Annotated in this window: 24 protein-coding genes, 1 tRNA gene and 1 pseudogene; 12 read left to right on the plus strand and 14 right to left on the minus strand. The window is 42.7% G+C overall.

The genetic code is table 11. The features are described from left to right. Nucleotides 1-149: 149 nt before the first annotated feature. From ACRWQL_RS03300 to ACRWQL_RS03315, 4 genes are all read right to left on the minus strand, one after another. Nucleotides 150-1,598, minus strand: coding sequence for a PTS transporter subunit EIIC (locus ACRWQL_RS03300; protein ID WP_434953458.1), 1,449 nt, complete (start codon nt 1,596-1,598; stop codon nt 150-152). Further along, nucleotides 1,595-2,056 (minus strand): flavodoxin, encoded by a 462-nt coding sequence (locus ACRWQL_RS03305; RefSeq protein WP_434952350.1) that lies wholly within the window; start codon nt 2,054-2,056, stop codon nt 1,595-1,597. Before ACRWQL_RS03305 ends, ACRWQL_RS03300 begins: the two co-directional genes overlap by 4 nt. A 98-nt stretch (nt 2,057-2,154) precedes the next feature. Continuing rightward, a complete protein-coding gene (gene truC / locus ACRWQL_RS03310) occupies nt 2,155-2,970 on the minus strand; it encodes a tRNA pseudouridine(65) synthase TruC (RefSeq protein ID WP_434928877.1) in 816 nt (271 codons plus the stop codon). Nucleotides 2,971-3,033: 63 nt separating this feature from the next. After that, nucleotides 3,034-3,354 (minus strand): YqcC family protein, encoded by a 321-nt coding sequence (locus tag ACRWQL_RS03315; protein ID WP_434953460.1) that lies wholly within the window; start codon nt 3,352-3,354, stop codon nt 3,034-3,036. 95 nt (nt 3,355-3,449) lie between these two features. Here ACRWQL_RS03315 and ACRWQL_RS03320 point away from each other — a divergent pair, with 95 nt between their 5' ends. Then, nucleotides 3,450-4,463, plus strand: a complete 1,014-nt coding sequence (locus tag ACRWQL_RS03320) for a DUF3549 family protein (RefSeq protein WP_434952352.1) — start codon at nt 3,450-3,452, stop codon at nt 4,461-4,463. Beyond that, complete coding sequence (locus tag ACRWQL_RS03325; RefSeq protein ID WP_226410313.1) at nt 4,460-4,846, plus strand: DUF3301 domain-containing protein; 387 nt, start codon at nt 4,460-4,462, stop codon at nt 4,844-4,846. The genes ACRWQL_RS03320 and ACRWQL_RS03325 overlap by 4 nt, the downstream gene beginning before the upstream one ends. Nucleotides 4,847-5,101: 255 nt before the next feature. On the opposite strand, the gene ACRWQL_RS03330 is transcribed toward ACRWQL_RS03325, so the two are convergent. From ACRWQL_RS03330 to rnm, 6 genes are all read right to left on the minus strand, one after another. Beyond that, nucleotides 5,102-5,187: transfer RNA gene (locus ACRWQL_RS03330), tRNA-Leu, on the minus strand. A 345-nt stretch (nt 5,188-5,532) separates the two neighbouring features. After that, a complete protein-coding gene (rluB, locus tag ACRWQL_RS03335; RefSeq protein ID WP_226410314.1) occupies nt 5,533-6,405 on the minus strand; it encodes a 23S rRNA pseudouridine(2605) synthase RluB in 873 nt (290 codons plus the stop codon). Nucleotides 6,406-6,428: 23 nt separating this feature from the next. Beyond that, nucleotides 6,429-7,031 carry an SMC-Scp complex subunit ScpB gene (gene scpB / locus ACRWQL_RS03340; RefSeq protein WP_434953462.1) on the minus strand — a complete coding sequence of 201 codons (603 nt, stop codon included), beginning with the start codon at nt 7,029-7,031 and terminating at the stop codon, nt 6,429-6,431. 22 nt (nt 7,032-7,053) lie between these two features. Then, nucleotides 7,054-7,842, minus strand: a complete 789-nt coding sequence (locus tag ACRWQL_RS03345) for a segregation and condensation protein A (RefSeq protein WP_434930023.1) — start codon at nt 7,840-7,842, stop codon at nt 7,054-7,056. Nucleotides 7,843-7,968: 126 nt separating this feature from the next. Continuing rightward, a complete protein-coding gene (locus ACRWQL_RS03350; RefSeq protein ID WP_226410316.1) occupies nt 7,969-8,589 on the minus strand; it encodes an L-threonylcarbamoyladenylate synthase in 621 nt (206 codons plus the stop codon). Next, nucleotides 8,589-9,446, minus strand: coding sequence for an RNase RNM (rnm, locus tag ACRWQL_RS03355; protein ID WP_434930025.1), 858 nt, complete (start codon nt 9,444-9,446; stop codon nt 8,589-8,591). The genes ACRWQL_RS03350 and rnm overlap by 1 nt, the downstream gene beginning before the upstream one ends. Nucleotides 9,447-9,896: 450 nt before the next feature. Here rnm and ACRWQL_RS03360 point away from each other — a divergent pair, with 450 nt between their 5' ends. From ACRWQL_RS03360 to xthA, 10 genes and pseudogenes are all read left to right on the plus strand, one after another. Beyond that, on the plus strand, nt 9,897-11,459 hold the full coding sequence (locus tag ACRWQL_RS03360) for an anthranilate synthase component 1 (protein ID WP_434952354.1): 1,563 nt from the start codon (nt 9,897-9,899) through the stop codon (nt 11,457-11,459). Nucleotides 11,460-11,509: 50 nt separating this feature from the next. Continuing rightward, nucleotides 11,510-12,112, plus strand: coding sequence for an aminodeoxychorismate/anthranilate synthase component II (locus ACRWQL_RS03365; RefSeq protein ID WP_226415974.1), 603 nt, complete (start codon nt 11,510-11,512; stop codon nt 12,110-12,112). A gap of 5 nt (nt 12,113-12,117) precedes the next feature. Next, the gene (gene trpD, locus ACRWQL_RS03370) at nt 12,118-13,188 is read left to right on the plus strand and encodes an anthranilate phosphoribosyltransferase (protein ID WP_434953463.1); all 1,071 of its coding nucleotides are present in this window, start codon (nt 12,118-12,120) and stop codon (nt 13,186-13,188) included. 6 nt (nt 13,189-13,194) lie between these two features. Continuing rightward, complete coding sequence (trpCF, locus tag ACRWQL_RS03375; protein WP_434952356.1) at nt 13,195-14,613, plus strand: bifunctional indole-3-glycerol-phosphate synthase TrpC/phosphoribosylanthranilate isomerase TrpF; 1,419 nt, start codon at nt 13,195-13,197, stop codon at nt 14,611-14,613. 170 nt (nt 14,614-14,783) lie between these two features. Then, nucleotides 14,784-15,989, plus strand: a complete 1,206-nt coding sequence (gene trpB, locus ACRWQL_RS03380) for a tryptophan synthase subunit beta (protein WP_434930029.1) — start codon at nt 14,784-14,786, stop codon at nt 15,987-15,989. After that, nucleotides 15,982-16,791, plus strand: a complete 810-nt coding sequence (gene trpA, locus ACRWQL_RS03385; RefSeq protein WP_434952357.1) for a tryptophan synthase subunit alpha — start codon at nt 15,982-15,984, stop codon at nt 16,789-16,791. The genes trpB and trpA overlap by 8 nt, the downstream gene beginning before the upstream one ends. Nucleotides 16,792-16,905: 114 nt before the next feature. Further along, nucleotides 16,906-17,805, plus strand: a complete 900-nt coding sequence (locus ACRWQL_RS03390; protein ID WP_434928869.1) for a substrate-binding periplasmic protein — start codon at nt 16,906-16,908, stop codon at nt 17,803-17,805. Nucleotides 17,806-18,050: 245 nt separating this feature from the next. Beyond that, entirely contained in the window at nt 18,051-18,596 is a 546-nt protein-coding gene (locus ACRWQL_RS03395) for a septation protein A (protein ID WP_434928868.1), read from the plus strand. Nucleotides 18,597-18,685: 89 nt separating this feature from the next. After that, nucleotides 18,686-18,985 (plus strand): YciI family protein, encoded by a 300-nt coding sequence (locus ACRWQL_RS03400; RefSeq protein ID WP_434952359.1) that lies wholly within the window; start codon nt 18,686-18,688, stop codon nt 18,983-18,985. Continuing rightward, a pseudogene (gene xthA / locus ACRWQL_RS03405) lies at nt 18,985-19,793 on the plus strand (exodeoxyribonuclease III). The gene ACRWQL_RS03400 and the pseudogene xthA overlap by 1 nt, the downstream one beginning before the upstream one ends. A 134-nt stretch (nt 19,794-19,927) precedes the next feature. Here the strand turns inward: xthA and bioD are convergent. From bioD to bioB, 4 genes are read right to left on the minus strand one after another with little or no spacing between them, the layout of a single operon-like run. Further along, a complete protein-coding gene (bioD, locus tag ACRWQL_RS03410) occupies nt 19,928-20,620 on the minus strand; it encodes a dethiobiotin synthase (RefSeq protein ID WP_434953464.1) in 693 nt (230 codons plus the stop codon). 31 nt (nt 20,621-20,651) lie between these two features. Then, nucleotides 20,652-21,416 (minus strand): methyltransferase domain-containing protein, encoded by a 765-nt coding sequence (locus ACRWQL_RS03415; protein ID WP_434952361.1) that lies wholly within the window; start codon nt 21,414-21,416, stop codon nt 20,652-20,654. After that, nucleotides 21,417-22,559, minus strand: coding sequence for an 8-amino-7-oxononanoate synthase (locus ACRWQL_RS03420; RefSeq protein ID WP_434952363.1), 1,143 nt, complete (start codon nt 22,557-22,559; stop codon nt 21,417-21,419). A 30-nt stretch (nt 22,560-22,589) separates the two neighbouring features. Next, nucleotides 22,590-23,642 carry a biotin synthase BioB gene (gene bioB / locus ACRWQL_RS03425; RefSeq protein WP_434928862.1) on the minus strand — a complete coding sequence of 351 codons (1,053 nt, stop codon included), beginning with the start codon at nt 23,640-23,642 and terminating at the stop codon, nt 22,590-22,592. Between the last annotated feature and the right edge of the window lie 8 nt (nt 23,643-23,650).

Here is a 23,650-nt window from a genome sequence, read left to right on the forward strand (position 1 = left end):
ATCTCTACTAAAAATGTCTTTACTCGAGTCTGCCATTAAACTGCCATGATTTGGTAACTTTTATACTGAAATTGAATAAATTTTCACTAAAAAAAGTCTAAACTAAACATTAAGCATAAAAAGTGATGGATTATTATCAAAAATGAAGCTTATCGACGGGAGTCTATGTATTTTTGTAAAAGTTTTCTGAGGGTTTCTGCTTTTGTGCCATAGACCACTTGCACGCCTTTACCAACCACCACGACCCCTTTTGCTCCTAAACGGACTAAACGTGCTTTATCAATTAAAGCTGAATCAATTACGCTAACTCTTAATCGCGTTAAACATGCTGACAGCTCAATAATATTATCTCGCCCGCCTAAACCTGCCACCATCCCCCTTAAACTTTCTTTTTGTTGGGGTAAAGCGCTAGAAGGAGTCAGCCTTCCTGGGGTTTTCAAGTTAAAGCCTATAATACTAATACGAAACAAACTGTAATAAACAACGGCCGTTAATGGACCTAGTATCATAAACCAGAAACTATTACTGGATTGGGGAAACAATAAACTAAAATCCACTAATCCATGGGAAAATACAATGCTGTGGTGAACATCGAGCAGTATACAAATACTGTAGGCCATACCCGTTAACACCGCATGTACCAAAAAAAGCAAAGGGGCGACAAACATAAAAGCAAACTCAATGGGCTCGGTAACACCGGTCAGCCAACTTGCCATACCTGCAGATAACATAATACCCGCCACTCGATTTCGTTCAGTTTTGTCCGCACAACGCCATATGGCGAATGCCGCAGCAGGTAAGCCCCACATTTTAATTAAATAGCCTCCAGCAAGATTACCCGCCATGGGATCACCAGCTAAATATCGACCGACCTCACCACGTACCAGTTGTCCATCATGCCAAAAATGACCAAACTCTAAGTAAAATGGCGCATTCCATATGTGGTGTAGTCCTAATGGGATCAGTAAACGCTCAACAAAACCATATAATCCAAATGCAACCGAAGGGTCTTGATAAACTGCCCAATTAGATAGCAGTTCTATATTTGACGATAAGGGAGGCCAAATAAAAGCAAGCACGCTTGCCAGTATCATAGCTAAAGGCAAAATAATTAAGGGTGCGCTTCGCCGACCTTCAAAAAATGAGAAGATAGCAGGTAGGGTTAACTTTTCACTCATCTTAACCGCGATATAGGTTATAGCACCTACTAACATGCCTCCCGCTATACCAGTATCTATGGTTTCGATACCCCACATTGGCCTTGATGGTAATTGATAAAGTGAACTCAGTGCGCCCATGGTTGAGATAAACACACCAAACCCGAAAACGGCAGAAAAAGCGGCAAGCCCCTGATCTTTACAAAATCCAATTGCTATCGCGACAGCAAAAAGCAGTGGCATCATAGTAAAAATTAGGTGACCGACGGAAGAAAAGATTAAATTAACGGCTTCAGGAATGAAGGGTAAGGGATTAGCCGTGATACCCAGCATAACCCCAGCGGCTGGTAATATAGCAATCGGGATCAATAAAGCCTGGCTTAATCGCTGTGCGAACTTAAACCATTGCTGGGTAATGACGTGTTTAGAAAATTTACCTATAACATGTCTGCATTAGCTGCGGCTTGCCAAGTTGTTAGCCATTCAACTGCATCTAACTCAGGTTCCATGGTTTCTGTGGCATCTATTTCCAATCTGGGGGTTAATGCCTGTGCGCCAAGCTCATTTAATAGCTCATCAAACTGTTTTGCTGCGCCGCAAAAGGTGTCATAACTTGAATCACCTAGACCAACAATGCTGTATTTCAATTTAGGTAAATAGGGCGCGGCAGATTTCATTTGTGTAAACCAAGGTTGAATATCTTCCGGTAAATCACCTTGGCCTGTGGTTGAGCAAACAATAATAAGATAATCAGATTCAGCAGGTATAAATCCTGCTAGCTCATCTGGTTGCTTTAAGGTGGTTGTAAAACCCATCTCAGTAATTTTTTTTGCTAATGTTTCAGCGGTAAATTGCGCACTGCCATAAACAGTACCAAAAACAAGATTAACATTTGCCACTACTTTATCCTTCCTGTGCCATGATTTAAAAATCAATTAGATTATAACTAACATACTGTATAAATTTGCTTTGTAGCAAGTGGGTTTTATTGGTGAATTTAAATAAGCATACTGGCTTCAGTATCTAAATCGTTCCACCCCAGTAAACAGAAAAGATCTAACCACTCTTGTTCTAGCTCAGTCTCTATGTGCATTGGCTCACCCGTTATTGGGTGGGTAAATTGCAAGCTTTTAGCAATAAGCCATAAACGGTTGACGCCAAAATGCTCACGCCCGAATTTATTTTGTTTACCATCGCCATGGGTGGTATCACCAATAATAGGATGACGTAAATGGGCCATATGGCGACGCAATTGATGCTTTCGGCCTGTTTTAGGTGTGAGCTTGACTAATCCGAAACGACTGGTTGGATAACGACCTGAACTAAATGGGATTTCACTATTAAGTAGCGGCTGATAAAAGGTCACAGCATCTTGAGCGGGTTTATCCGCAGCTGCAAATTTGTCAGCAACATCATCAAGTTCAACTCTTAAAGCATAGTCGAGCTCACCGCCATCATGCATATTACCGCGCACTAAAGCCAAATAGCGTTTAGTCACGGTATGATTTTCAAATTGCTCACATAAATTACGTGCACATTCACTGCTTTTGGCAAATAACAACACGCCAGATGTGGGTCGGTCTAAACGATGTACCGGAAAAACATGGCAGCCAACGAGATCCCGGGTAAGTTGCATAGCAAAAAAACGTTCTTTACGCGCCAAGTAGCTACGATGCACTAACAAGCCTGCGGGTTTGTGAATAGCGACAATGTGTTCATCTTCAAATAAAACTGCTAATTCTGGGGGGCTTTGTTGCTCTTCATCAGCATTTAACGTCTGATCACCCTCTTGTTCTGGCTCAATATCAGCCATTAAAAGGTCATATAAATTGGAGTCGCTCATAGTCATTAGGTCGCTTATTGTCACCAGCCTGCACTAATATTGATTAGTTAACAGTTGGTCAAATTGATCCAATAGTGCAATTATCTCTTGTCTGTCAGGTAGCGCTTGCCACACCTGTTGCGCCATTGGCGCAATCGCCATTTGGCTAGGTAACGAGCTTTGCGTGTTGATTAATTGCTGCATTTTAGGAATAAAAATAAATTGTAACCATTGCTCAAATGCTAAGGTATCGCATGCAAATGGAGCCGTACTTGCCAGCGCTATAGTGGAAGGAGGCGTTAATGACCATAGACCTAACAACTTGAGTTGCTGCTCTAATTTTACTAAAAAAGTCAGACTCGCTTCATAAAGCATATATAATGGCTCAAATACAATGGCAAAGGTTGAATATGATAACATTAGCCACCATTAATACCCACATATTGCCACGTTTTGTATAGCGAGTCCCCATGACAGAAATCACCACCCTTAGCCAATTTCTTGCCACAGCTAACACTCAATTCCAGGTTTATGATTTAGGCAGAAGAGTACAAAATATCGATATGATGGCATTTCATCAAATTGAGTCATTGGTTGCCCCCTACCCTTATCCCATTCAAGGCCATGCGCAGTTTGCGATAGTTTTTTGGCAGCAAAGCCAACAACCATACATTTGGTTTATCAAACTTGCCCTTGATGAACAGGGATTACTCTCCCCCGCGCCAAGACAACAATTTATAAAGATGATTTTAGAGGCGTTAGGCCGAGATCCGACGCAAGACCTAACGGATGAACAGCAGCAACAATTGGCAAACCACCCATTCAGCTTTAAGCCGAATCAACATAAATTGGCTATTTTTAATGCCTTAGTCAAAAAACAACTGGGTGAGCAAGCCTCAAATCAATATGAAATTGCAGCCCAGTATCTTGCGGGGCACATGCCGCCACAACAATGGCAGCAAATTGGTATGCAAGGCTTGGCAGATGTGTGCGTGAGAATGTCATCATTTGACCACCAACAGGATATTATTAACATTTTGCCGCAGGCCCCTGTAGAAGTACAAGCGGCATTATGTAGCTGCTTTGAACACCTGCCGATTGAACAGCCCTTAGCTGACGTATTGGTAACATTATTGGATCAGTCTCCAGTAGAATATAAGGGGCTATTTTTAAAAGCGTTGGCATCAAATACAAAACTCAGTCAACAGGCAATACATAGATTAAATGCTCAAGATCAACTTGATGAAACTATGCTAATCACAATAGCAGCGCGTAATTGGTTAGCATTGAAAGATGACACCACCCGCAAATTCTTTTTAGAAGCGCTGGCAAAACAGCCACAAAGCTTTTTTAATCAAGTTTTTGCTGATATTGTTGCCATACCAAGCTTGCGTAATGCTTTACTAACAGATTTGCGTAATCCAGATCGCAGCGAACAACTCTCCCTCGCCATTGGCGGTTTATTTAAGGCAACAAGCCTATGATGTCTGATTTTTTAATAATGGCGGCACTGATTGTCACCGCTGCTTTCTTCTGGCAGTTACGCAATATGGCTGAATTAAGCCGCGTTTTCGCTGAGCAGGCTTGTGGCAAACAAAAAGTGCAGCTACTTGCAATTGCTATGGAATCTGCACGCCCAAGTTTAGGCGGGCAAACTGGCTTATGCTGGCGAGCTAAGTTTATGTTTGAATTCAGCACTGATGGGATGAATCAATATCAGGCGCATATTAATATGCATGGAAAAAGAGTCACTAAAATAGACTGGCCAATTTTCCCTGAACCTGAATGGTTTGATGCACCAATGTCACAGGGAAAATTTGGCGGCTGCGGCACTAAAACAAGTTGTGATTCAGGTAAGTGTCATTAGCTATCAAACTGATGTTAACAGACTATGCTAACAGACTGAGTTAGACCCATCATGGTTCGCTCACAAAAATGCTATCTTAACGGGTAGCATTTTTGTATGTGATAATGGCTGGCTAATAGCTGTGAATTCATTCTAGTGTGGTAACGAATTGAAAACTCATTTAAAAAATGCAGACATAAAAAAGCCCCGACGCAGTGTCGAGGCTTTTTTATCCATCACTCAATCTCGATATAAATATCAAAGTGAGTCTAATAATGGTACCCGAGGCCAGACTTGAACTGGCACGCTTATTCAGCGAGGGATTTTAAATCCCTTGTGTCTACCGATTCCACCACTCGGGCAAACTGTGACGAATTTAATTTCAACTCGTAGAATCTATTGTCAACTTAACAACTTAGGTTGCGCCGCTGAACTTGCTGCACACTTTACTGTTTTTTTGAAATCACGCAACTATTAATTTTAATCAAACGATTCAAGTGACTTAAAAAACAACAAACTGAAGTGTTTTTACCCATTAACCGCTAGAAATTAAACAGCAAGTCTAATACCTATGCTTTATTAGGACATTGGTGTTATCGGTCACTCGAACTAAGCATGGCAACGCAGTGATGATAATAACACCTACCACTATAAAAAAAGGCCGCTAACGCGACCTTCTTTTAATACTAAACAAACTCACAGCTTAATTAGCTACGTTGACGAGTCGGCTTAGCTTTACCTGTGACCACTTTCGTTTTACGTACCGCACGACGAATTTTAGCACTTTTCACTTTCGAGCGTGAAACACTGTGTTTATCGTGTCCGATAAGTGAACGGGTTTCAACATCTAAACTCGCCAGTTGACGCAAATAGTTCACTTGGTCTAATGAAAGTTCTAACCACCCGCCACGCGGCAGTGATTTAGGTAATTCAATCATGCCATAGCGAATACGGATAAGGCGGCTTACTTGTATCTCTTGTGATTCCCATAAACGACGCACCTCACGGTTACGACCTTCACGTAATGTCACATGCCACCACTGGTTTATGCCTTCACCACCGGCAGGTTTAACGCTATCGAACATGGCTGGGCCATCTTCTAGTGTCACACCGGTACGTAAACGCTGCACAGCAGCCTCTGGTACTTCACCAAAGGTACGCACTGCATATTCACGCTCAACTTCGTTCGATGGATGCATTAAGCGGTTAGCTAACTCGCCATCTGAAGTAAATAACAATAAACCTGAGGTGTTAATATCTAAACGTCCAACGGCAACCCAGCGTGAGTCACGCATGTTAGGTAAACGTTCAAAAACCGTTGGGCGGCCTTCAGGGTCTTTGCGCGAACAAATTTCACCTTCAGGTTTGTGGTACGCCAACACACGACAAATAACTTCGTCTACTGACTTTAATGCAATCGCGCGTCCATCGATACGTATTTTGGCACTAGCCTCAACACGGTCACCAAGATTTGCAATTTCACCATCAATACTAACTCGGCCTGCAGCAATCCATGCCTCCATCTCACGACGGGAGCCATGGCCTGCACGGGCCAAGACTTTCTGCAACTTTTCGCTCATTAGTATTACTCTTTAGTTTGCTCTTACGAGACTTGCTCTTGCGAGGTTTGTTCCACATTTTGTGGTGCCTGTTGGGCTTTTTCAAACATCGCTTGAAGTGACTCAATATCATTTAGCTCAGGTAAATCAGCTAACTTTTTTAAGCCAAAATAAGATAAAAAATTGATGGTGGTTGCATACAGTGCAGGTCTACCCGGCACCTCTTTATGTCCGACCACTTTTATCCAATGTCTATCAGCTAAACTTTTAATGATGTGACTGCTGATCGCCACACCTCTTATTTGTTCAATATCGCCCCGGGTAACGGGTTGTCGATAGGCAATCACGGCTAAGGTTTCCATGGTTGCACGAGAATACTTTGGCGCTTTTTCTTGCCAGAGTGGCTGTAAAAAAGGACTGAGTATTTCTTGAGTTTGAAAACGATATCCGCCGGCCACTTGCACCAGTTGAACACCGCGCTCTTGGTATTCTTGCTGTAATTCATCTACAGCGACTTTAATTTTAACCCGTGACACGTTGAAATCAGCCAGTACGGTTTCTTTCAACGCTTTAATGGTCATCGGCTTGGCTAATACAAATAAACTGGCTTCGATTAATTGCTTTAATTGAGTCGGGTTTATTTGCATCATGGTTTACACTTATTTAACATCACTTGGCTTTAATATAAATGGTGGCAAAAGGCTCGTTCTGCACCACATCCACTAATAACTCTTTAATTAATTCCATCAGCGCTAAAAAACTTACCACCACACCGGCACGGCCTTCTTCAAAATCAAATAACTGCTCAAAATGCAGGTATTCGTTACTGGATAGCTTAGCTAAAATTTGGCTCATTCGCTCTCGTGTGGACAGTTGCTCGCGCTTTACATGGTGATCTTCGCTCGCGTCAATCCGTTTTAGTACCTCACCAAATGCACGTGCTAATTCTAACAAGGTCACATCTGGAGGTACAATAATAGGCTTGATGTTGGGTGCTTTGGCAGCACTGACTTGAAATACATCCCGCTCTAGTCGAGGTAATTCATCTAAATCGTATGCAGCCTGTTTAATCACTTCATAGGCTTTCAACTGACGAATAAGTACAACTCTAGGGTCTTCTTCCTCATCATTTTCTGTCACCATTTTAGGCAACAACAAACGTGATTTAATTTCAGCTAAGGTTGCTGCCATCACTAAATAATCGGCTGCTAGCTCAATTCTCGCCTCAGTTAACACTTCAATATAAAGTAAATATTGCTGAGAAATTTGCTGAATGGGTAAATCAACCACATCCAACTTTTGCTTGCGAATTAGGTATAAAAGCAAATCTAGCGGCCCTTCAAATGACTCTAGAAATACCTCTAACGCTTCAGGGGGAATAAACAAATCACTGGGCATAGCGTCTAACGCTTTGCCGCGAACTATGGCTAATGGAAGGCTTTGTTGATGACCCTGCATAGCGCTCCGTTTGTTATGATTATTAGTGCGTAATGACTGTTTCTTCACCCATTAAACAGGCCCTAAAAGCGAACGCGCGATTATACGCATTAATGCATAAGGATTAAACAATTATATCGCTGATTGCTATTCAAATGCCGCCGTATCGCCAGCACCATAACGTAAAATGTTAATTTCACCTTCTGACATATCAATTACGGTTGTTTGCTTTTCAGGCAAGTAACCACCCAATACGATGCCTTCAACTTGATGCTCAAGAATATCGCGGATATGTTCTGGATCAGACTCAGCATGCTCTTCATTAGGCATCACTAAACTGGTCGACATTAAAGGCTCACCCAAGGCTTCTAATAATGCTTGTAAAATCAAGTTATCCGGCACACGAATACCAATAGTGCGTTTTTTCTCACACTGTAAACGGCGAGGCACTTCTTTACTGGCTTTAAAAATGAAGGTGTATGGCCCTGGAGTGCAGCTTTTTAGCAAGCGATAAGCCTGGTTATCAACTTTTGCAAAATTGGCTAACTCAGACAGATCACGACACATTAATGAAAAATTTTGGTCATTATCAATCTGGCGAATACGAGCCATACGGGTCATTGCATTTTTATCGCCAATCATACAACCCAGTGCATAACCTGAGTCGGTTGGGTAAACGATAACCCCACCCTGCTTTAAAATTTCCACAACTTGATTGATTAATCTAGCTTGTGGGTTTTCTTCATGTATATAAAAAAATTGGCTCATTACCGTTCCATCCAAGATGCTGATTGCCAAACCCAAGTCACTCCTTGGGGTTGATATAAATTTTTACCTAATTCTATCCAGTTGCTTATAAAATGAAAATCACTGCCCAACGAGCCCATTAACTGGTGTTGGTGGCATAAGGCAAGCAAGTTATTTCTGTCATCAATCGTTTGCTGGCCAAGCACGACTTCCATGGCGTCGCCGCCTGCTTCAGCAAAGTCTTTAACAAGTTTTTTAAGCCACTTTGCCGAGAGTTTATAACCGCTCGGATGCGCTAATACAGCAACACCACCCGCTTGATTAATCACGTTGATCGCATTTGCCATATCACCCCAGTTATTAGGAACATAACCTGTTTTACCACGGGCTAAGTAGCGTTTAAAAACACTGGGCATATCGCTAGCATAGCCGTTTTCAGCCAACCATCTGGCATAATGGCCTCGACTTAACGCCGCATCACCGGCAATGGCTTTGGCGCCTTCGTAGGCACCTTCTATGCCTGCTTTGGCTAAGCGTAAACCAATCTCTTGGGCGCGAACTTCACGCAGTTCACGTTGTGATGATAAGAATTCAAGTAACGCAGGCTGGGTTTTATCAATATTTAAACCCACAATGTGGATGTCAAAATTATTCCAACGGGTGGATATTTCGGTACCATCAATCAAATTTAATGGCTGTGCCTGTTGACTGTTAAATGAATGTGCTTCCGCTAGACCATCAATAGTGTCATGATCAGTAATTGACAACATTTGCACGCCTTTTTCAAGCGCGCGGGCAACAAGTTCTGAGGGTGATAACATGCCGTCAGATGCAGTTGTGTGGCTGTGTAAATCGGCCAAGATAGATTCTGTATTCATGCCGATATTGTACTTGATACTCCAAATAAAAGCTTTGTGTATGTGTAAATAAATCGCTAAATAAGAGCAAGATACCGCAATAAAACCATCTATAAGCGAATTTATTAGTCATTTATTAAAATAATGAATAATATTCAATTGACATTAAGCGCCAGCTAAGGTTTCCTATAGGCACTAAAACACACTTACTCAGATGACTTGCATGACACACTTTATCGCTTCTCAAAACATTACATGGTGGTGGCACTTCCCAAATTATCGGGTTGTGTGAAGCGTTGCGCTCATTTTAAGAGACAAAATTTTACAAGAAAGCCCGCAGAGATGTGGGCTTTCTTGTTATTTGGCCCACGCTCAGAGGCTGAATAATAATTTAGCGATGTATTTATTTAAGCGGTCATTCATTCCCCCTTAGATAACTCAATCGACTCAGAATCAAACGAAGGCAGTACTATGAAACATGATCAAATAGCCCAGGTTAACACGGTAAAGCAGCCATTGACCTATCATGCAGACCCTTTAAGTCTTTATGAGCATGTCACCCAAAATGCGCCACATACTATGTTGTTGGAATCAGCTGAAATTGAAAGTAAAGACCATCTTAAAAGTATCGTATTAACCCACGCAGCATTAATGATCCGGTGCGATAGTTATCAGCTAACGTTTACAGCCTTGAGTACAAACGGCCAAAGTTTACTCAGCCCTATAGATGAATACTTTACAGCGCAATTTAGTAGTCACAATAAGTTAGCCGATAATAGTTTAGTTATTCAATTAACCAAGGCCACCAGTCTGCAAGATGAAGATGCCCGGTTAAAATCAACGTCTCCGCTTGATGGTTTACGGGCACTGGTTAATCATATCCACACCGACACATCGCCTCAATTTGAAGACCTATTCTTAGGCGGCGTGCTTGCATATGACTTAATTGATACCGTTGAGCCATTACCTGCGGTGCCTAATGCCAGTAATGAATGTCCTGATTATTTATTTTATCTCGCTGAAACCCTTATATTGATTGATCACAAGCTACAAAAAGCCGATATCATCAGTCAGCAATTTAACCTGAATGCTGTAATCACATCACAGCTTACCGCCCAGCGTCAGCAGGTGATAACCCAATGCAAAACCATTGCCGCAGCAAAGCCGTTAGTGACTATCAACACCACTGAAACGGTTAATATTAGCGATGATGAGTATAAAAAGACCGTAATCGACTTGAAAGAGCACATCGTTGCCGGTGATATTTTCCAAGTGGTGCCATCACGTAGCTTTAGTTTGCCTTGCCCCAATACACTGGGCGCTTATCGTGCATTACGTAAAACCAATCCTAGCCCTTATATGTTTTATTTTCGCGGCGCAGATTTTACCTTATTTGGTGCTTCACCTGAGTCAGCATTGAAGTATGAGGCGGCCAATAATCAAGTCGAAGTGTACCCTATTGCTGGCACGCGAAAACGCGGCAAAACGCCTGAAGGTGAAATTGATTTTGATCTAGACAGTCGTATTGAATTGGAACTGCGTTTAGATAAAAAAGAGTTATCAGAACATCTAATGTTAGTTGACTTAGCCCGCAACGATATTGCCCGCATCAGCCTAAGTGGTAGCCGCAAAGTCCCTGAGCTTTTGAAAGTTGACCGTTACTCCCATGTGATGCACTTGGTCAGCCGCGTAACTGGTCAACTGAGGGGAGATTTAGACGCGCTACACGCCTATCAAGCTTGCATGAACATGGGCACCTTAGTCGGCGCGCCAAAAGTACGCGCATCGCAATTGGTACGCCAAGCCGAGCAAGCACGCAGAGGCAGTTATGGTGGTGCTGTGGGTTACTTAAATGGCCTAGGCGATATGGACACTTGTATTGTGATCCGTTCCGCTTTTGTCAAAAATGATGTTGCCCATATTCAAGCCGGCGCCGGGGTAGTATTTGATTCAGACCCACAAGCCGAAGCCGATGAAACCCGCCAAAAAGCACAAGCCGTGATCACAGCCATTAAATTAGGAGGCGGACTATGAAAACCTCAAGCGGCTCAGAAAATAACAATACCAAAAACACGACTCAGAAAATGAAATTGTACTTACTCGATAATTTTGATTCATTTACCTATAACCTGGTTGATCAATTTAGAAGCCTAGGTTTCGAAGTGGTTATTTACCGTAACGACGTTAGCGCCGAATATTTGGCAGAAAAGCTATTGAATGAAACCCAGCAAGCCGCATTGGTGTTATCACCCGGCCCTGGTGCGCCGCACGAAGCAGGCTGTATGATGGCATTGATTGGTAAAGTAGCGGGCAAAGTGCCTATGCTAGGCATTTGTTTAGGGCACCAAGCCATGGTGGAATACTATGGCGGGAAAGTGGAGCGCGCACCTTTTGTGGTTCACGGTAAAGCCAGCCCGACAGTGCATAACGGTCAAGGTGTATTTGCCAACCTTCCCTCGCCTTTACCCGTTGCGCGTTATCACAGTTTAGTGGCCACAAGAGTGCCTGATTGCCTTGATATTATTGCTACCACAGATGATATGCCAATGGCGATTTTACATGATGCCCACAAGGCTGTCGGATTCCAATTTCATCCAGAATCAATTTTAACCACTCTTGGCAGTCAATTACTGACCCAAACACTGACGTATTTAACCACGACCTCGATGTCTCAAGGAGGCCAATAATGTCTATGCCAACTGAATCAATGCAAACGCTGCTTGATAGCTTGTATCAAGGAAATGCGTTAACCCGTCAGCAAAGTGCCAGCTTATTTGCCAGCATAGTGGCTGGTGAAATGGACCCAGTCGCTATGGCGGGAATGTTAATCGCATTAAAAATGCGCGGCGAAACCATAGATGAAATCACCGGCGCTGCAGATGCATTACGCCAAGCAGCTAAAGCTTTTCCTCGCAGCAATCAATCTATTATTTCTGGAGTGGTTGATATTGTCGGCACCGGTGGTGATGGATTTAACACCATCAATATATCAACCACAGCGGCTTTTGTTGCAGCTGCAGCTGGCGCTAAAGTGGCCAAACACGGTAATCGCGGCGTATCAAGTAAGTCGGGCTCATCGGATCTACTTGCCCATTGCGGTATTGGCTTGACCATGACACCTGAGGCCTCAAGTCACTGTATTGACACGCTCGGATTATGTTTCTTATTCGCGCCGCATTACCATGCGGGAGTACGTCATGCAGTACCTGTTCGCCAGGCACTAAAAACTCGCACCATATTTAACATTCTTGGGCCATTAATTAATCCGGCAAAGCCTGAATTTATGCTGCTTGGGGTGTATTCTCCTAAATTGTTAGCGCCTATCGTTAATGTGCTCAATGCATTGGGCGTAAAACGCGCCATGGTTGTTCATGGTAGCGGCCTAGATGAAGTGGCTTTACACGGCGATACTCAGGTGGCAGAGCTAAACAATGGTAATATTCGCTTTTACACCCTAACGCCGGAAGAATTAGGCGTAACCAGGGCGGATATCAATTTATTAACCGGCGGTGAACCAAGTGAAAACGCCCAAATAACCCAAGCTATTTTACAGGGTAAAGGCGAGGCTGCACAACGTGATGCTGTGGCGATTAATGCCGGTTGTGCCCTTTACATCAGTGGTGTTGTTGACTCAGTTAAAGCGGGAACTCAGCTGGCGCTAACTACCTTAGCTAGCGGTAAAGCGCACCAGGTACTAACACAATTAGCCACTATAAGCCAAGCGACAGAGCCAACTCAAGTGCACGCGCAAACTCAAGGGTAACGCCAAATGAATCAAGCTAATCAACACCCAAAAGAAAGTAATGTATTAACTAAAATAGTGGATACCAAAGTCGCCCATATTGCCGCCCTAAAGCTGCGTTTTCCAGAAGCGACATTGCAACCCAAAATATCTGACCGCAGTTTATTTGAGGCGCTAAAACAGCCTAATGCGCAATATATATTTGAGTGTAAAAAAGCCAGTCCATCAAAAGGGGTTATTCGTCCAGTATTTGATGTTGATGCCATTGCTGATACCTATACCAAGTATGCAGCGGGTATTTCAGTCCTCACCGACGAAGAGTTCTTTCAAGGTGATATGGATTATATTCCTCAAGTACGCGCCCGTGTTACTCAGCCTATTTTATGTAAAGACTTTTTTGTTGATGTATACCAGGTCAAATTAGCTGCCCATCAGGGTGCTGACGCAATACTGTTAATGCTTTCGGTGCTCGATGATGAACAATACCGACTTCTAGCAGAAGAAGCTGCAAAGTATCAACTAGATACATTGACCGAAGTCAGTAATGAAGACGAATTACACCGAGCGATTGATCTTAATGCGCCTATTATTGGTATCAACAACCGTAACTTACGTGATTTATCGACAGATTTGGCTACTACAGAACAATTAGCGCCGCATATTCCAGCGGATCGGGTAGTGATAAGTGAATCAGGTATTTACTCGCATGACCAGATAAAACGTCTCAACCCTTTAGTTGACGGTTACCTAGTTGGCAGCTCTATTATGGCGCAAGAAGATATTGATTTAGCGTGTCGTCAGTTATTATTTGGCAACAACAAAGTCTGTGGCTTAACCCGTATTGAAGATATTAAAGCCGTCGCCGATTTAGGCGGTGTTTATGGCGGCTTGATTTTTTATCCTAAATCACCACGCGCAGTCGATTTACCCCAAGCCAAAGCCTTAGTGGATCAAATGCGTGTTCAGGGCATTAGTCTTAATATGGTAGGTGTATTTGTTAATGGCGACGCAAAAGAAATAGTCGAAGCCGCTAACATGCTCTCTTTACATGCGGTGCAATTGCACGGCAGCGAAACAGAACTCGAAATAGCCGCATTAGCTGAGCAGTTTAGCGGTTTAAATATTAATTGTGCTATTTGGAAAGCCATTGCCGTTGACAGTAACAGTGGCGACATTGGTGTTACGCCAAAGGGCGTAAACCGTTACTTGTATGATAGTAAAAATGATAATCAATTTGGCGGCACGGGGCAGGCTTTTAACTGGCAATTATCTATCGAAAATAAAGATCAAGCTATGTTAGCGGGTGGCTTAAATGCCAGTAATGCCTACGAAGCCAGCCAGCAAGGGTTCTACGGGTTAGACTTTAACTCAGGTGTAGAATCAAACCCTGGTCAAAAGGAATATTCATTGTTGGCACAGGTATTTAGCGCCCTTAGACGCAACTAACATTGCTAGCAGTAACTAGTTGTATGGAGTCATCAATGACTCACAGTAAAAATTAATTGAACCCATTTAGGATATCGCGGTTTGACTAGCGATATTCACGAATATCCGATTTTAACTTCGAATCGACAACTGACTCAAAAACAGAATCGATTTAGCAACAGGACAAGATTATGGACGAGCTCAAGCTTAACCCTTATTTCGGCGAATATGGCGGTATGTATGTACCTCAAATTCTAGTACCAGCTTTAAAGCAATTAGAAACTGCCTTTGTAGAAGCTCAACAAGACCCTGAATTTCAAGCAGAGTTTACTGACCTGCTAAAAAACTATGCGGGTCGACCAACCGCGCTGACACTTACCCGTAATTTAAGCCCTAACCCATTAGTAAAAATCTATCTTAAAAGAGAAGATTTACTCCACGGCGGTGCCCATAAAACCAACCAGGTATTGGGGCAAGCATTATTGGCTAAGCGTATGGGTAAGAAAGAAATTATTGCTGAAACCGGTGCCGGCCAACACGGCGTAGCAACCGCCCTAGCCTGTGCATTATTGGACCTTAAATGTAAAGTTTACATGGGTGCAAAAGACATTGAACGTCAATCACCAAACGTATTTAGAATGAAATTAATGGGGGCTGAGGTGGTACCTGTGACGTCTGGTTCATCAACCCTCAAAGATGCTTGTAACGAAGCAATGCGTGATTGGTCTGGCAGCTACGACAAAGCACATTACCTGTTAGGTACTGCAGCAGGCCCTCATCCATTCCCGACCATAGTGCGTGAATTCCAACGTATTATTGGTGAAGAAACCAAAAGGCAAATTCTTGAAAAAGAAGGTCGCCTACCGGATGCCGTTATTGCCTGTGTTGGCGGTGGATCAAACGCTATTGGTATGTTTGCTGACTTTATCGATGAACCGTCAGTTGAACTTATTGGTGTCGAGCCAGCAGGTAAAGGCATTGATACGCCTATGCACGGCGCCCCGCTTAAACACGGTAAAACCGGCATTTTCTTTGGTATGAAAGCCCCACTAATGCAAGACAGTCATGGTCAAATAGAAGAGTCTTACTCAGTTTCAGCCGGACTTGATTTTCCCTCTGTTGGTCCACAACATGCTCACCTTAATGCTATTGGCCGTGCTAGATATGAATCAGCCACCGACGATGAAGCATTAGAAATGTTCCAATTATTGGCCCGTAAAGAAGGTATTATTCCTGCGCTTGAGTCCGCTCACGCACTTGCCTATGCCGTGCGTCTAGCAAAAGAAGCCACCAAAGAAACCATTTTAGTGGTTAACTTATCCGGTCGTGGTGATAAGGATATTTTCACCGTAGCAGACATTTTAGCAGCCAAAGCACAGGAGAGCGGCAATGAGTAATCGATATCAGGCAGCCTTTGCTGCGTTAAAAGCAAAAAAACAAGGTGCCTTTGTCCCGTTTGTGACCATTGGTGACCCTGGTTTAGATATTTCTCTTAATATCATTAAAACCTTAGTTGAAAGTGGTGCTGATGCACTGGAGTTAGGTTTTCCTTTTTCAGACCCACTTGCTGATGGCCCGGTCATTCAAGGCGCTAATTTGCGCTCGCTAGCAGCAGGCACCACACCTGACGACTGCTTTGAATTAATCGCTAAGGTTCGTGTGCTTTATCCAGAGTTACCCATTGGCTTATTACTTTATGCTAACTTAGTATTTTCAAATGGTATTGATGAATTTTATACCAAAGCACAGGCGGCGGGTGTCGACTCAGTACTCATTGCCGATGTACCGATAGAAGAATCTGCTCCCTTTATTGCCGCCGCTAAACAGCATAATATTGCACCAATATTTATAGCACCGCCAAATGCAAACAGCGACACATTAAAACAGGTAAGTGAATTAGGTGAAGGTTACACCTACTTATTATCCCGTGCTGGCGTAACAGGCACAGAGTCTAAAGCAGGCGCACCGGTTGAACTTATTCTGGCAAAATTAGTTGAATTTAATGCACCGCCACCGCTATTGGGTTTTGGTATTGCAGAGCCAGCACAGGTCAAAGAAGCGATCAAAGCCGGTGCAGCTGGCGCAATATCAGGTTCAGCTGTGGTTAAAATCATTGAAACTCATCAACATGATGAAGTTAAATTACTGACAACACTTGCAGAGTTTACCAAAAAAATGAAAGCTGCCACGGCTTATTAAGTAAACCTAATTAGCTAATTATAATTGGAATAGATAGAATAATGGAGCCGCTAAAGGCTCCATTCTTTTTACACTGCTATACTGATTTAAAAGACTAAAATTGAAAAGGACACCATGGCTAAAACTGTATTGCATTTAATGATATCGATAGGCTTACTGCTCTTTGTTTACGGAGACGCTGAGGCCATCGACATTGAAGAAATCACTGAAGTGAAATATAACTTATCGGTGCAGTTTGTCGACCCTAAACAAGCCTATTATATTGCTTTACTTGAACTGGCTTTACAAAGAAGTGAATCAAAGTACGGCGCTTACAAAATGACACCTGTGGTTATCGAAATGCCACAAGCCCGTACCATCAAATTAGTTGAATCAAACCAGCATATAGACATTGTATGGACCATGACCTCTATTGAACGAGAAAACCAGCTGCAAGCAGTTTATATTCCGTTACTTAAAGGCTTAATGGGTTATCGTATTGGTATCATACGCAAAGGCGAACAAAGTCGTTTTAGTGGGATAAATTCCCTAACGGAATTTAAACGTATTCTTATTGGCCAAGGCTCAGACTGGCCTGATACAGATATTTTACAGCAAAATGGTTTTAGCGTAATTTCAGGTTCTGCCAGTAAATTATTAGCCATGTTAGCCAAAAATCGCTTTGACTATTTCCCCCGCGCAATACATGAACCTTGGGATGAATTGTCACGCAGGGATGACATCGAATTAGAGCAACATTTGTTATTGCACTACGCTGCCCCCATTTACTTCTTTGTTAATAAGCAAAATAAACCATTGGCTGAACGATTAGAGTTTGGGTTACGCCAAACAATTGATGATGGCAGCTTTGATGAACTACTTTTAAATCATCCTATTACAGCAGGTATAATAGAGAAGGCTCAGTTACACAAGCGCAGACAATTTGAAATAGCCAATCCCCTTTTATCGCCCAAAAGCGCGGCATTATTAAATGATGCCAAATTATGGTTAACAACACTAGAAAGCGCTCAATAACATTAAATATCAATGCGATTAATTTCGACAACCTTGCAATCAACTTAATGACCACAGCTAAATTTATTGATTAGATTATCTGTCTACTGCAGTTATTTTATCCATCATAATTGATGAAAAAATGTTAATTATCAAACACCATTTTAGCCGTGGTAAAGGTTCTCGATTAACCTTATTGCATGGTACACTCTCAGCTTATTTTTTCATGCAATCGACTTTGCAGCCAACAGTGAATTTTATCTAACATGAAACAATTGCTCGATTTCTTACCCTTAGTTATTTTTTTCGCCGTGTATAAATTTGCCGATATTTATACCGCGACAGGCGTACTTATCGCCGCCACAGCAGTACAACTTATGGTAACGTACCTACTGTACAAACAAGTAGAAAAAATGCATCTCATTACCTTCGCTATGGTGACGGTATTTGGCTCATTAACTTTGTTTTTTCATGACGATGCCTTCATAAAATGGAAAGTCACTATCGTCTATGGACTGTTTGCCGTAGGGCTAGGTGTTAGCCAATTAATGGGCAAGTCAGCACTAAAAAGTATGCTAGGCAAAGAGATGATTGTCCAAGATAAGATCTGGGCTCAGGTAACCTGGTATTGGGTTAGTTTTTTCATTATTTGCGGTATCGTTAATATTTATGTCGCCTTTAGTTTACCGCTAGAAACCTGGGTTAATTTTAAGGTGTTTGGCTTAACCGCATTAACCCTAATTAATACTGTAGTCACTGTGGTTTACTTGTTTAAACACATGGAAAATCCACCGGAAGATCAAAAAAATTAGTATCACTGTAATCGTTATTAAGGACGATTACAGTACGTTTTATTCAACAAAGTTACACAGCAAATTTACGAACAAATGGAGCCTTGACTATGTGGTATATGATCTCTTCTCAAGATGTTGAAAACAGTTTAGAAAAACGCTTATCAGTCCGTGCCGACCACCTTGCACGTTTACAAGCTTTAGCTGACGAAGGTCGCTTGTTAACCGCAGGGCCACATCCAGCCATTGATAATGAAAACCCAGGCGATGCAGGCTTTATCGGTTCATTAGTGATTGCTGATTTTGCCTCACTAGAAGAAGCGCAAGCCTGGGCTGATGTTGACCCATATATTGCTGCAGGTGTTTATAAAAGCGTGATTATTAAGCCGTTTAAACGAGTCCTTCCATAATGAAAATTGTCTCATTTAACATCAATGGTATTCGGGCGCGATTACATCAATTACAAGCATTGATTGACAGCCACCAGCCAGACATTATTGGCTTACAGGAAACCAAAGTGCATGATGAAGCATTTCCACTGGCCGATGTTGAAGCCATGGGTTACAAGGTGCATTATCATGGTGGCAAAGCCCACTATGGCGTAGCTATGTTGTCTAAAGTAGAGCCTATCAAGGTTATTAAAGGCTTTGAAAGCGACAGCGACGATGCACAGCGCCGCTTAATCATTGGTCAATTTAGTCAACCAAATGGCCGAGTATTAACGGTTATCAACGGTTACTTTCCCCAGGGGAAAGTATTCACCATGAAACTAAGTACCCTGCTAAGCGCAAATTTTACCGAGATTTAATGACCTACTTAACCACTCACCACACCCCAGATGAAGACATTGCTGTGATTGGTGATATCAATATTTCACCACTTGATTTAGATATCGGTATTGGTGAACCTAACGCCAAGCGTTGGTTAAAATCAGGTAAGTGTAGTTTTCAACCTGAAGAGCGTGAATGGTTAAAGACCTTATTAGACTGGGGCTTTGTTGACAGTTTCCGTCAATTACATCCAACACGTACTGAGCGTTATTCATGGTTTGATTATCGCAGCAAAGGCTTTGATGACAACCGTGGGCTGCGTATTGACGTTGTGTTAGCAACACAATCGTTAGTGGCTAATGTGGTAGAGTCTGATGTCGATTATGAGTTACGCGGCATCGACAAACCCTCTGATCACGCACCGATCTGGAGCACGTTTAAAGCATAAAAAACGGCTCTAATGTTTGTGTTTTACCCCATTAAAAAAGGCCTAATCGATGAGATTAGGCCTTTTTTGCTAATGCTATCTACAGAAATAACACTCAGCTTTCCATATGAAAACAGAGACTATAACAACAAAGACTATGACAACTGCGCGATATCAAGGTGTTTTGCGGCTAATTCAGCATTTGCTTGTGGAAGGTGAGGCACGTAACCTAAATAAGGTACTGTCATCATTTGTTGTAAGCTTGCCAAATTAGCGGCTATCTCACTCATGTTTGCATCTACCTGATTAGCCACCCAACCAACAACCTTTAAGCCATCGGCTTCAATCGCTTGTAAGGTCAATAAAGCATGATTCAAACACCCTAGCTTCATACCGACCACTAAAATAACCCCGACTCGTTCGGCATTATGGGTTTGTACATAAGCATCCAGTTGCTTAACACTGTCCGACAAATACTGGTTATTGCCTAAAGGTAATCGCCAGCCACCCGCCCCTTCAATTAATGCGAAATCTGCCGCTAAAATTGGTGTTGCCAGTAAAGCTTCTACTACCTTAGACGCCGATAATGTTACATCTATTTGAGCAGCGGCAATATGCGGCGCAATGGCTGGTTCAAATGCAATAGGATTAACCTGTTGGTAGCTTAAGCCCATGTTCGACTGTGCCATTAACGCTTGCGCATCTGGGTTTCTTAATCCATCAGGTGTTAACACACAGCCCGATGCGATGGGTTTAAAACCACACTTGTTACCTTGGGCCAAAGAAAGCAACGCTGAAGAAATTAAGGTTTTACCGCTATCGGTATCGGTACCCGTCACAAAATAAATCATGTTCCGCCTACTTTATGTAAATGCAAAATTAACGCTTTTTCGCGTGGATATAAGCTATGTGGTAGGTCAAAGGAATGCCCTTTTCGGTGGCGAGACCTTGTGCTAACACCACCCGCTCTTGCCAAGCGGATTTTGATAACATCGCCCGCGATTGACTGCCAGCTTGCCCAGCTGATGCGCCAACGCCTTTAATTGAATACAATAAACTGCGTAAACTATCAAAATACACGGTTACTTTTTCGACCTTGGCCTGTAAAACCGTCCAATTGCTGTTGCAAGATTGCATCGATGCATCTTTAACACCAAACGCGCTTAACAGGCTGAGCATACTGGCAAATTGATTGGTTCTAAAACCTAATGTTTGTAATTCAGGTAAACTGCCATCGGTCACTATGGCGAGACTACAAACACCGTTATCCACTAGCACGCGCTCAATTTCATTAACTGCTTTGGGGAAATCATCACACCATTGCAAGGCAAGATTTGAGTAAACGCTGTCAACACTATTAGCGCTAAGCGTCAAAGATTGCGCATCACAGTTAAGGGTTGAGTATTTAGGGTAATTCAATCTGACCTGCTCTAACATGCCAGCGGCAATATCTATTGCAGTCACGTTCGATACCGATGAAAAATCACTAAAACAGGTACCAGGGCCACAGCCAATATCTGCCAGATGACCTGTTAATATGGCATTAGCCTGTAATGTTTTTGCGGTGATCCGCTGTAACACATCATGTTGTTTATAAAGACTGGCTGCATGGGAAAAGGTATCGGCAACCGATTTATCTAACATCTATTGATTCTCAATTGGCAGGTCGATTAACAACAAAGCAAGCTGGGCTACCAGTTGATGGATCTGCGCTGACGTATGCTTAGCATTTAGGGTAATGCGTAATCTGGCTGAACCTTGAGGTACAGTAGGCGAACGTATTGCCCCCACCTTAAAACCTTTTTGAGCCAGCGATTCTGCCACCGCCATGGTCGATGTATTATCGCCAATAATTATTGGTTGAATTGCTGTGTTGGATTCAGTTAATCCTATTCCAGCTTGCGTTGCTAAGGTTCTAAATAAGGCAATATTGTCATTAAGTTGGATAAGGCGTTCGGGTTGCTGTTCAATCAATTTAAGCGCAGAAAAAGCCAAATATGCATTAGCCGGTGACAAGGCTGTTGAATAAATATAATGGCGGGCATTGGCCACTAAAAATTCAATCACTTGCTGACTCGCTAAAATGGCTGCGCCTTGACAACCTAATGCCTTACCAAAGGTAACCACTTGAATATCAGCATGGAGTGCCGTTAATCTGTTGGCGCTAAATACCCCAAAACCGTGGGCATCATCGACTATCAGCCAACTATTATGTTGCTGACACAGCGCGCTTAAATCACTAATCGGCGCGCAATCGCCGTCCATGCTAAAGACACTTTCGGTGATTAATACACTATTAGGATTTTTAGTGAGTAGGCGGGCCGCGCTGTCTATATCGTTATGCAGATAACGCAGTAATTTTGCGCCGCTGTCCACAATGCCGTCAATAATAGAAGCGTGTACCAGCTTATCGGCTATCACTGTATCGGTACTTGAAAACAAGGTTTTCATTAATGCGTTATTAGCACTAAAACCAGAACAAAAAAGCATGCCAGCTTGATGACCTGTCATCTCACACAGTTTTTGCTCAAGCATTGCATGTGCCTGACCATAACCGCTGACTAATGGCGATGCTTTGCTGCCAACACCATAGGTTAATGCACCTTGATAAAGCACATCGGCAAGTTCGCTGGCGTTAGCTAAACCTAGGTAATCATTGTGACTAAAATCGATGAACGATTCAGCTTGATGCGCGGTGGCATTTAGCTCATGACGTTGTCGCAGCAAGCCATTTTCTTGCTGCTGCGCCATTAGCTGAGTCATTTTATCCGTGAGAGGATGCGCCATCAATTTGCCGTATTGTTGTCAATAATAAGCTTACAATGCCGCAGCATCATAAAACTGTTGAGTTGCTTTAGCAGTTTGCGCGCTGGCCTTGGCCACCATTTGACTGTCTTGGTCGATATTAGCCACTGGTCCTTGTTCAGGGTGTAACCCTAAACGTTTGAACAAGTTCATATCATCATTTTCTTCAGGGTTTGCAGTCGTTAATAGCTTACATCCGTAGAAAATTGAGTTTGCCCCAGCAAAAAAGCACATTGATTGCAATTCATCGCTCATGCTTTCACGCCCAGCCGATAAACGCACTCGAGACTTAGGCATAATGATGCGGGCAACGGCAATGGTGCGCACAAATTCAAGTGGATCTAAATCATCTATTTTTTCAAATGGCGTTCCCGCCACTTTCACTAGCATGTTAATTGGCACTGAATCTGGGTGTTGGGCTAAGTTGGCTAATTGTTGTAACAAACCTGCGCGGTCAGTGGCTTTTTCGCCCATGCCGACGATCCCGCCTGAGCAAACCTTCATGCCAGAAGAACGCACGTTCGTCAGTGTATCTAAGCGGCTTTGATAAGTACGAGTGGTGATCACATCGCCATAATATTCAGGCGAGGTATCTAGGTTATGGTTGTAGTAATCAAGCCCTGCGCCAGCCAATTGTTCAGACTGCTCTTTTGATAACATGCCAAGTGTCATGCAAGTTTCCATGCCTAAAGCACGAACATCTTTTACCATTTGAGTTAAATATGGCATGTCTTTGTCGCGCGGGTTGCGCCATGCTGCGCCCATACAAAAACGTGAAGCCCCAGCGGCTTTAGCACTTTTGGCTTCAGTTAATACTTTTTCAATTTCGAGTAAACGCTCTTTTTCAAGGCCTGTGTCGTAACGTGCACTTTGTGGGCAATATTTACAGTCTTCAGGGCAAGCACCTGTTTTTATCGATAATAAACGGCTGATCTGTACTTCGTTAGGATCAAAACTTTCACGATGAATACTGTGGGCTTTAAACAGCAAATCATTCATTGGCAATGCAAATAACGCTTCAATTTCAGTTTTTTGCCAATCATTGCGAACTTCAGCTAACGACATGGATCATT

The organism is Shewanella sp. HL-SH4 (assembly GCF_051164845.1).
Lineage (GTDB): Bacteria > Pseudomonadota > Gammaproteobacteria > Enterobacterales > Shewanellaceae > Shewanella > Shewanella glacialimarina.